An 8,778-nucleotide genomic window follows, 5' to 3' on the forward strand; every position below is an offset into this window, starting at 1 on the left:
GGCGATTAAATTGACTAACCCGGCGATTGCCTGTGGATTGCCCGCGCCAATTTTCCCCAAACTTTCTGCCGCTTGCCTGCGGGTAAATTCAGATTCAGACTCGGCGATTAATTTGACTAACCCGGCGATCGCCTGGGTGCGTTCTGTTTCTCGCAGAACAGTTCTCGCGTCTGATTTTATCGGATCGAGAAAAGTCCGCCAATCTTGTTTTTCTTCGCTAAAATAACCAAACCCCCACCGCACAATTTGAGCAACAATCTCATCAGCCCGATCGCATTCCTTGAATTCAGCGATTCCGGCAGCAGCGAGAAAATAGGCGCGATATTCGTACAACCCCCGATCGCACTTGTCTCGGTTTTCCCATTCTCTGCATCCATCCTCAAACTCAACTAACCCCGCGATAAACTCCTCTTTCCGTTCCTTCGGTACATCTTTGCGCCCCAACCACAGCAAAATCGGTTGCTTCCACAGGGGGTCAAAGATGCGATAGGAATTTTCCGGAATTGGGCGATTGATATGAGTTCTGGGCAAGAAAAAATCCCAATCCTCAAGGCTTAACGCCGCGAAATATTCCTGAAACGTGGCGTGATAGAAAGCGTAAACCTTCTGTGTGTCGTCTTCTGCTGCTACTCCTACCTGATTCAACCAACCGAGTTGCAGCGCTAAGGCAAACAGAGACTTATCATCATCACAATCCCCCAGTACCTCACTCACAAACTGATGCCGCAGGCGAAACGGAGACGCGGCATCATCGATTCCTCGCCGCGCCAATTCTCCTAATGCGTCGTTAAGTTGCTGGCGCTGCTGTTCGGTGGTGGGGAAACGGTTCTGTTTCCACCGATAAATTTGCGGCACAAATCGTTCGTAGAGTGCTGCCTGAGTTTCCGGCAACCCTTCGGAGGTTTGCCAAGTGCTGCACAGCAGGGTCAACCGCAGGGGATTTTTCACCAAATCCTGTAGGCGCTGATATTCCGCTTTGGCTAATTCCTGGCGCAGGGCTTCCCCGTTGGCGGCGTCGCTGGGTTCAAACCACTTGCCGATAAAGGCTTCTACCTGGGTGGGATAGTCAAAATCCAGCATCCGATAGGTCTCGAACCCTTCCAAGGCATTCAGATCCGCTTCCCAGACATTTAACCGACAAGTGAGAACCACCCGCGCTGCGGCAATCCAGCCTTTCAGTTGGGTGGCGATTTGCTGCAGTGGCAATCCGGCGGTTGCTTTTGCTGTCGCCATCTCATCCACCCCATCCAGCAGCAACCACACTCGCCCGCTTTCCAGTTGCGCCAGAAACTCTTCTTGCACCTTCTGACTCAAGCGCGACGGGAGAATGGCTTGTTTCAGCCAAGTTTCCAGCAAATACTCGTCGTCCAGTTCTCGTCCCTGCAAGTCTGCCAAGGAGATCCAAATCGGCAATTCCTGGCGTTCCTCTAATATCCAATCGGCGATTTTTTGCAATTGGGTGGTTTTTCCCGCCCCCGGTTCGCCGATGATGGCAATCTGTCGCCCTTGGGTTTTGCCTTCCCCTTTGCCGAGGATATCGTGCAAAAAGCGATCGTGTTCAAAGCGCTGCTTTTCTTCATATCCGCTGGGTTCGTAGAGTTGCGAACCGTCTTCGGCGCGAGTCTTCCCCGGGCGTTTGTCGCGCTTGCGGCGTTCCACCAGCGCCAGGGGTACGTGAATGTCGTCGAGGTTAAATTTGATATCTTCGTTGGCGGCGAGGAGGTTGCTGGTGAGTCTGCTGTCTAGCATCATTTTGCAGACTTTGCGCCAGTCGATCGGGGGAGTTGGCTTAACCGGATCCCGTTCCGGCGACTTCACTCATATATTAATGTTGTTTGTCTGGGTGTTGATAGTCCCTTGATTTACAACTCCAATTTTTTCGGCCAGTTTTGCCAAATTTTGAATGGTTGGCGGCTGAGATTGTAGAGTTTCTCTAATTTTTTGGATTTCCGCTGCCAATTCTGGATGTGCCTGGGCCTCAGTTGCCACTTGCTCAACGGCTTCCCGGATTTCTGGGTTTTCCTGGACGGCAGCTTTTAATTCCAGCACTGCTTCACCATAATCCATTGGTTGTTCGTTAGCCCCTTCTATAGCAGCCGCTAGTTGGGGTTGTTTGGCTTGGAGTTGTTGCCGCAAATTATTAGCTGCCTCAAGGAGATTTTCTCCTATCTTTGCAAGTGTTCCTTCACCAATTTTAGTTATCGCCCAAGTGCCGATCGCTGCCAGTTCTACGGGTTCCATAGCTTTATCTGTAACAATCTCAGGATATTAGAAGCATTGCCCAATTCTAGCAGATCCTTAATCTCTAAACAAGCGCCGGTCCCACAGCGATTTAATATGGTGGGCAAGGGTTGCGCGAGCAAAAGCAACACCCGCAGGGGGATTTTAATCCCTGCCGGATCGAGGGGTCTACTACAAGGGTTGTGGGATAATGTTTTCAGTCCCCGTCTCAATTAACGCGACCCCACGCCGAAGCGATCGCGTAAGGTGCGTGACCCCCTAAAAGACGGGATTAATCGCGTTTCTACAAGGGGTCACATGAACCCGACCCCTGGGGGTCACGCACTGCGCTTTAAGTTTCCAAACACTGGGCGATCGCCTTTGGAATTCTTCCGATTAATTCCTTCAGGGATTTGGCTTGAGTATGCTTCTGTGGGGTGAGGGAATGTACCCCAGGCACGAAAAAAAATCGGGCAGAGGACTTGACAAAAGCGAAGATATGTGGTAATAGTAAGAGGCTATTCCCCAATCCCGCGCGGCCTTGCCTGTTGCCTCCGGTTCTAGCAAGCGCGATTCGCGAAGATTTTTGTCAGGATTAAATTAAACCACGGTCCTCGAAGAGCTGAAAACCTGTACTATTGTTTCAAGGCGGTACTGTGCCCAATCGCAAATTATTGATTTCGTTATTAGTCGCGCTGGGATTGTGCAGCGTGGCGGCACCTGTCGCGGGACAGGCATTAATTCCCCATACCCTGCAACTGGATGCAGAACAGTTAGAGCAACAAGGCTTGATGCTTGCCGAAGAAGCGGCGCAACTGGCGAGATTCCAGCAATTCGAGCTAGCCTTACCCAGAGCGGAACTGGCGACGCAACTCGCGCCGAATAATCCGCAAGCCTGGGCGATTTTAGGGAGTTTGTACTTACAAGCGCAAGACCTAGAGCGCGGAGTGAACGCCCTGCAAAGAGCCAGAACCCTGGATCCAGAGAATCCGGCGGTGTGGTTTGCGTTGGGGTCGGCGTACTTTCAGCAGCAGGAATATCAAACGGCGATCGAGCAACTGAAAGAAGGCTTAACCTTAAAACCGGACGTACCGGGAGCGTTATTCGATTTAGGGAATGCCTATTACATGCTCGAGGAGTATGGCGAAGCGATCGCCGCTTACGAAAAAGCGATCGAGCAAGACGAGCAATTTTGGCCGGCAATCAACAACATCGGCTTAGTCAAATACGAACAAGGCGACGTAGACAAGGCGATCGAGCGGTGGAAGACAGCGGCGCAAATCGACGCTGACGCAGCGGAACCGCAACTAGCGATCGCGGTAGCGATGTACGCCCAAGGAAAGCGAGAGCAAGCATTAGCGCGAGGAGAAGAAGCCCTGCGCCTCGATCCGCGCTATGCCGATCTCGACTTTCTCAAAGAAAACCTGTGGGGCGATCGGCTGCTAGCGGACACCCGCAAATTCTTAGCCACCCCGAGAATGCAAGCCACCCTAGCACAACTGCAGGATGCGCCCGCCCCCGTCAACCGTGCCCCTTAACCGGCACTACAGCCAGACCCCTACTCGGCTATCATCCTAACTCCAGAGGGACAAAGCGGACCGGTAAGACCGGCGTCAACCGCACCCACATCCCGCATATGGAAGGCTAAAGCCGGTGGCCATTGGGGGGATAAACCCCCTGGCTCCACGGTTTCACAAGCGCGATCGCGAACCCTCACAGACCCGATCCTAGGCCATAGAACCCCCCGGATAGACTCATTCTTCCTTCGGGAGGAGGGCCGAGATTTGGTCAACGAACTCTTGGTGGTCCACCACCGGCTTAGAAATATACCCATCCGCCCCACTCTGTTCGAGAAAGGTTTCTTTATCCCCCGCCATTGCATGGGCCGTCACCAGAATAATCGGCAAATTCGCCGTTTGCGGGTCAGCCTTCAACATCTGGGTAATCTTGATGCCATCCACAGCCTTCCCCTGATAAACGCTGCGCGAGAGCGACACATCCATCAGAATCACGTCAGCTTCTCCCGCATGGGCAATTTCCATCACCTCTTCCACATTTTCGGTATGCTTGACGTTAAGCCCCCCGCGTTTACTGAGGATTTTCGAGAAAACGCGAGCGTTGACCAAATCGTCCTCCACAATTAGAACGGTTCTCATATGCCTTTCCTTTTGAGTTAATCGAATAGTGTACTCATCGTCAGACTGTCAGGTTTGATAGTACGCTGACAAAGTGTCCCTCGATCTACTATTCGCTCAGAATAGCGTCATTAAGCGCAAAACAGCAGGACACAATTGGAAGTTGGTTTGGTAAGGAACGAAACTCATGGCTAAACAGTTAAACCTTCTGTCCACCGGACAGGTGATCCCGACTGCGTTGCATACGGAGATGCAGCAGTCCTACCTTGAATATGCCATGAGTGTCATCGTTGGGAGGGCGTTACCGGACGTCCGAGATGGCTTAAAACCCGTCCACAGGCGTATTTTATACGCCATGCACGAACTGGGTCTATCACCCGATCGCCCCTACCGCAAATGCGCCCGGGTGGTGGGAGACGTGTTGGGGAAATATCATCCGCACGGAGACCAAGCGGTTTACGATGCGATGGTACGGATGATCCAAGACTTCTCCAGTCGGTATCCCCTCCTGGCAGGTCATGGCAATTTTGGGTCTGTGGATAACGACCCACCCGCAGCAATGCGATACACCGAGACGCGCTTAGCCCAAATCGGTCAGGAAGGGTTGCTGCGCGAAATTGGCGAAGCGACGGTAGATTTCATCGGCAACTTTGACAATTCCCAGCAAGAACCATTAGTCTTGCCGGCGCAACTCCCCATCCTATTGCTCAACGGCTGTTCGGGGATTGCGGTGGGAATGGCAACCAACGTCCCCCCACATAACCTGGCGGAGGTGGTGGATGCTTTAATCGCCTTAATCGACAGCAAAGAACTCTCAGACGAGAAATTATTCGACCTCATCCCCGGTCCGGACTTTCCCACCGGGGGAGAAATCATCGACACCGAAGGGATTCGCACCGCCTACAGAACCGGACGGGGGATTATCCCTTTGCGGGGGGTGGCGCAGATCGAAGAAATCCAAGGGGGACGGGGACGACACCGCCGTACTGCCATTGTAGTCACCGAATTGCCGTTCCAGGTGAATAAAGCCGGCTGGATCGAAAAAGTGGCGGATTTGGTGAATCACGGTCGCCTGCAGGGCATTTCCGATATCCGCGACGAGAGCGATCGCGAGGGGATTCGCGTGGTCATCGAACTCAAACGGGAAACCAACCCGGAAACCCTTCTGCAACAGTTGTACAACCAAACCCCGTTGCAAAGTAACTTCGGCGCTATTCTCCTAGCCCTCGTAGACGGTCAACCGCGCCAACTGTCCCTGCGCGAGATGCTGCAAGAGTTCTTAAAGTTCCGCGAACAAACCCTCAATCGCCTTTACCAACACGAACTCGAACAAACGGAAAATCGGCTAGAGTTGGTGGAAGGATTGCTGGTGGCGCTCAACGAACTCGACACCCTGATCGAAATTTTGCGAAATTCTGCCGATGGAAGCAGCGCCAAACAAACCCTGCAAGGTGAGCTAGACTTCAGCGAAGCACAAGCCGATGCAATTTTAGCCATGCCAATGCGCCGGATTACCGGCTTAGAACGGGAAAAATTGCAGGAAGAAAGAGGGAATTTGACAAAGCGGCGCGAAGAGTTGCAGCGATTGCTCGGCGATCGCCGCGAATTGCTCAAAGCGCTGAAAAAAGAGCTGCGATCGCTGAAGAAAAAATACGGCGATGCCCGTCGCACTCGGATTTTCACCGTCTCGGAAACCAAAGAAGCGGTGGTAGTGGCTTCTGCTTGCGCCACCACCCCTACCAAAACCAAAAGCAAGAAAGGCAAAAAGAAACAAAAGGCAGAAGAAGCCCCCTCTCTGCCTTTATTTCCCGCCGAACCGGAACCGGAAGAAACGGTCCTGGAATTTACCCACCGAGGTTACGTGCAGCGCCTCTCTCCCGCCACTTACGAACGACAGCAGCGCGGGGCCGATACCGACTCGCAGTTTCAGACCCTCGAGGAGGGTGAGGACTTTACCGTGCAGACTCAGGTGGCCTTCACGGACCAAGATGTGCTGATTTTAACCCGCAATGGCAAGGCATATTCGATTAAGGTGGGGGATATTCCCCTGAGCAAGCGCGTGGGGTCGAATAAACGACCGTTTGTCAGTTTGTTCCCGCCAGCAGTACAGGGAGACCCGGAGGCGATCGCCACTCAGTTTATTCTGTCGGATTATCCCGAAACTCTAGACCTGATTTGTCTCACCAAGCGCGGACGAATTAAGCGCCTTCCCCTGTCGGAGTTTTCCAACCTGACGGCGCGGGGCCTGACGGCGGTGAAGCTCAAGGAGGGGGATTCGTTGGTTTATGCGAATTTGGCGACCGCCGGTCAAGAGCTAGTTATGGCCACCTCCGGGGCACGGTTGTTGCGCTTTACCATCCAAAATGACAATCTGCCCATCACCAGTCGCACGACTTTGCCTCAGCAAGCGTTACGATTGGGTAAGGGGGAGAGTCTGGTCGGCTGTGTGGCCCTCAGCGCGTCGGATAATCTGTTGCTGGTCTCTAAGTTGGGATACGCGAAACAGTTATCCGTCCATCACGTGCGCCGCGCTAAACCCGGGGATTTGGGCACCCAGTCCATGACCTTTAGCGCCAAAAGCGATAACTTGATGGGCATGGTGGCGGCGCTTCCGGATAGTGAGGTGAAGCTGCTCACCAGTAGCGATCGCTTGCTGAAGTTGCCGATTGATTCCGTGCGCGTCAAGCGCAAGGATGATAAGGGCACGCGCTTGCCCACGGTTAAAGGCAAGGAAACCATCGTCTATCTCAACGTTTCTTCCACAGACCCCCAACAGTACGTCTGAACGGTGCTTCCCAAGCACTCTCACAAGTCCGGGGGAATCGGCAAAATTCGCCTGTTTTATCCGCCTAAATTTGCCGTTTCTCCTCCCCCTGACTCTGGATAAATTCTATCGCCTAAATTCTCTATCCTGATGACCGAGGTTTTTTTCGGAGCAAAACCATGAAACTGAATCTGAATGGATATGTTTTCCAAATCGAGTTAGACTTCTGGGAACAACTTTTGGCGTTTAATCTGGAAAATAAGTTCGACATCCCCCTGTCGCATATTGCCAAAATTACCGCCGAAGAACCCCCAAGTCACTGGGCAGAAATCCGCGTCCCCGGAACCTATTTCCCGGGACTTATCAAAGCGGGAACTTACTACACGCCCCGGGGAAAAGAATTTTGGTTCGTCACCCGCGATAAGGATTATTTGGTCCTGGAACTGCGGGAAGAACCTTATCAAAAGATGGTGTTCACCGTGGATGACAATCAATATTGGATCGACAAAATTATCGCACAAATTCAACCGCAACCCACCGAGGAATAAATTCCTCTGTTTGTGGCGCTTTAGTTGGGGTTTAAATAACCCGAAAGCGCCACAATTGACGATTGGGTTTGGGTGGATTATCCGCCACTGACTGGCGGAATTAATACGACTTCATCTCCCGGTTGCAAGCGGGTGTCGGGAGAGACGAAATTGAAATTGATGCCAAACCGGGTGATGTCGCGCCACCGTTCTAGTTCCGGGTGTTCGGCAATTAAGCGATCGCGCACCGCCCGCACGGGGGTATCTGGGGGAAATTCTAGCACTAATTCCGGCACGCCTAACGCTTCTTGATAGGCGGCGAATAGTTTGACGGTGACGGGAATGGAAGATTCACTCATCGTAAGGGCATGGTAAAGATTGCTGATGTTAATACGATACACCGCTTTGGGGTGAGGGGTGGCTTTGGGGGCGATCGCGATTCGGATGCAGTGGCTTATAATGAGGCTACTATAGCGCTTAGGGATGGGATAGTGATGAAACAGATAAGCAAAGAACACATTGAAATTACTCCCGGCGTGCGAGGTGGTAAACCCCGGATTGCTGGCACTCGAATAGCTGTAGAAGACATTGTGGTGATGCATCTGAAGATGGGACAATCTCCCCTGGAAATTGCGAGTAAATACGATTTGCCTCTCGCTTCAGTTTATGCAGCAATGGCTTACTATTATGACAATCGAGAACAAATCGATCGCCGCATCGAGGAAAACGAAGCATTCTTCGAGGCATTTAAGCAGAATAATCCCGGGCGGTTAGAAGAAAAATTGAGGAGACTCAGGGTTGAGTGAGCGAATTGGCTTTCACTTAGACGAACATATTGACTCGAGTATTGCTGTAGCCTTGCGTCGTTACGGCATTGACGTCACGACAACCGTTGAAGCAGGATTGCGTACTTAACCTGATGAGGTACAGTTTGCATTTGTTTGTCAAGAACAGCGAGTGCTGGTCGCTCACGATTCCGATAACGGGCGATCGCTAACCGAACTCGGGACTATCCTGGTATTGCCTATTGCAGACAGGGCACTCGTTCAATTGGGGAAGTCAGGGACTCCGTAGAAACCAACCCCATGTCTAAAGCCAGGGGCTTGTACTTCTAACCACCTGACCAGCCTAA

8 protein-coding genes are annotated in these 8,778 nt (G+C 52.3%); 4 read left to right on the plus strand and 4 right to left on the minus strand.

The features are described 5' to 3' along the window. Both AC0QH1_RS25555 and AC0QH1_RS25560 read right to left on the minus strand, forming a co-directional pair. Positions 1-1,752: NACHT domain-containing protein (locus AC0QH1_RS25555; protein ID WP_324634254.1), on the minus strand; the 1,752-nt coding region annotated here is incomplete at its 3' end. Positions 1,753-1,818: 66 nt separating this feature from the next. Continuing rightward, a complete protein-coding gene (locus tag AC0QH1_RS25560) occupies positions 1,819-2,241 on the minus strand; it encodes a hypothetical protein (RefSeq protein ID WP_324634255.1) in 423 nt (140 codons plus the stop codon). 635 nt (positions 2,242-2,876) lie between these two features. On the opposite strand from AC0QH1_RS25560, the gene AC0QH1_RS25565 reads away from it, so the two are divergent. Next, complete coding sequence (locus AC0QH1_RS25565) at positions 2,877-3,758, plus strand: tetratricopeptide repeat protein (RefSeq protein ID WP_324634256.1); 882 nt, start codon at positions 2,877-2,879, stop codon at positions 3,756-3,758. Between the two features lie 216 nt (positions 3,759-3,974). On the opposite strand, the gene AC0QH1_RS25570 is transcribed toward AC0QH1_RS25565, so the two are convergent. Beyond that, a complete protein-coding gene (locus AC0QH1_RS25570) occupies positions 3,975-4,376 on the minus strand; it encodes a response regulator (protein WP_324634257.1) in 402 nt (133 codons plus the stop codon). Positions 4,377-4,542: 166 nt separating this feature from the next. Here AC0QH1_RS25570 and AC0QH1_RS25575 point away from each other — a divergent pair, with 166 nt between their 5' ends. Both AC0QH1_RS25575 and AC0QH1_RS25580 read left to right on the plus strand, forming a co-directional pair. Then, positions 4,543-7,140, plus strand: coding sequence for a DNA gyrase/topoisomerase IV subunit A (locus tag AC0QH1_RS25575; protein ID WP_324634258.1), 2,598 nt, complete (start codon positions 4,543-4,545; stop codon positions 7,138-7,140). A 158-nt stretch (positions 7,141-7,298) separates the two neighbouring features. Continuing rightward, positions 7,299-7,667: a hypothetical protein gene (locus AC0QH1_RS25580; protein ID WP_324634259.1), complete on the plus strand. Its 369-nt coding sequence runs from the start codon at positions 7,299-7,301 to the stop codon at positions 7,665-7,667. Between the two features lie 77 nt (positions 7,668-7,744). On the opposite strand, the gene AC0QH1_RS25585 is transcribed toward AC0QH1_RS25580, so the two are convergent. Beyond that, positions 7,745-8,005, minus strand: coding sequence for a MoaD/ThiS family protein (locus AC0QH1_RS25585; protein ID WP_324634260.1), 261 nt, complete (start codon positions 8,003-8,005; stop codon positions 7,745-7,747). Between the two features lie 9 nt (positions 8,006-8,014). Here AC0QH1_RS25585 and AC0QH1_RS25590 point away from each other — a divergent pair, with 9 nt between their 5' ends. After that, positions 8,015-8,452, plus strand: coding sequence for a DUF433 domain-containing protein (locus AC0QH1_RS25590; protein ID WP_324634262.1), 438 nt, complete (start codon positions 8,015-8,017; stop codon positions 8,450-8,452). The last annotated feature ends 326 nt before the right edge of the window (positions 8,453-8,778 follow it).

The organism is Phormidium sp. CCY1219 (assembly GCF_055795085.1).

Excerpts from the sequence above, each read along its gene's own strand:
- AC0QH1_RS25575 (WP_324634258.1), top strand. The coding sequence starts at position 4,543 with ATGGCTAAACAGTTAAACCTTCTGTCCACCGGACAGGTGATCCCGACT.
- AC0QH1_RS25570 (WP_324634257.1), bottom strand. The coding sequence starts at position 4,376 with ATGAGAACCGTTCTAATTGTGGAGGACGATTTGGTCAACGCTCGCGTT.
- AC0QH1_RS25560 (WP_324634255.1), bottom strand. The coding sequence starts at position 2,241 with ATGGAACCCGTAGAACTGGCAGCGATCGGCACTTGGGCGATAACTAAA.
- AC0QH1_RS25590 (WP_324634262.1), top strand. The coding sequence starts at position 8,015 with ATGGTAAAGATTGCTGATGTTAATACGATACACCGCTTTGGGGTGAGG.
- AC0QH1_RS25585 (WP_324634260.1), bottom strand. The coding sequence starts at position 8,005 with ATGAGTGAATCTTCCATTCCCGTCACCGTCAAACTATTCGCCGCCTAT.
- AC0QH1_RS25580 (WP_324634259.1), top strand. The coding sequence starts at position 7,299 with ATGAAACTGAATCTGAATGGATATGTTTTCCAAATCGAGTTAGACTTC.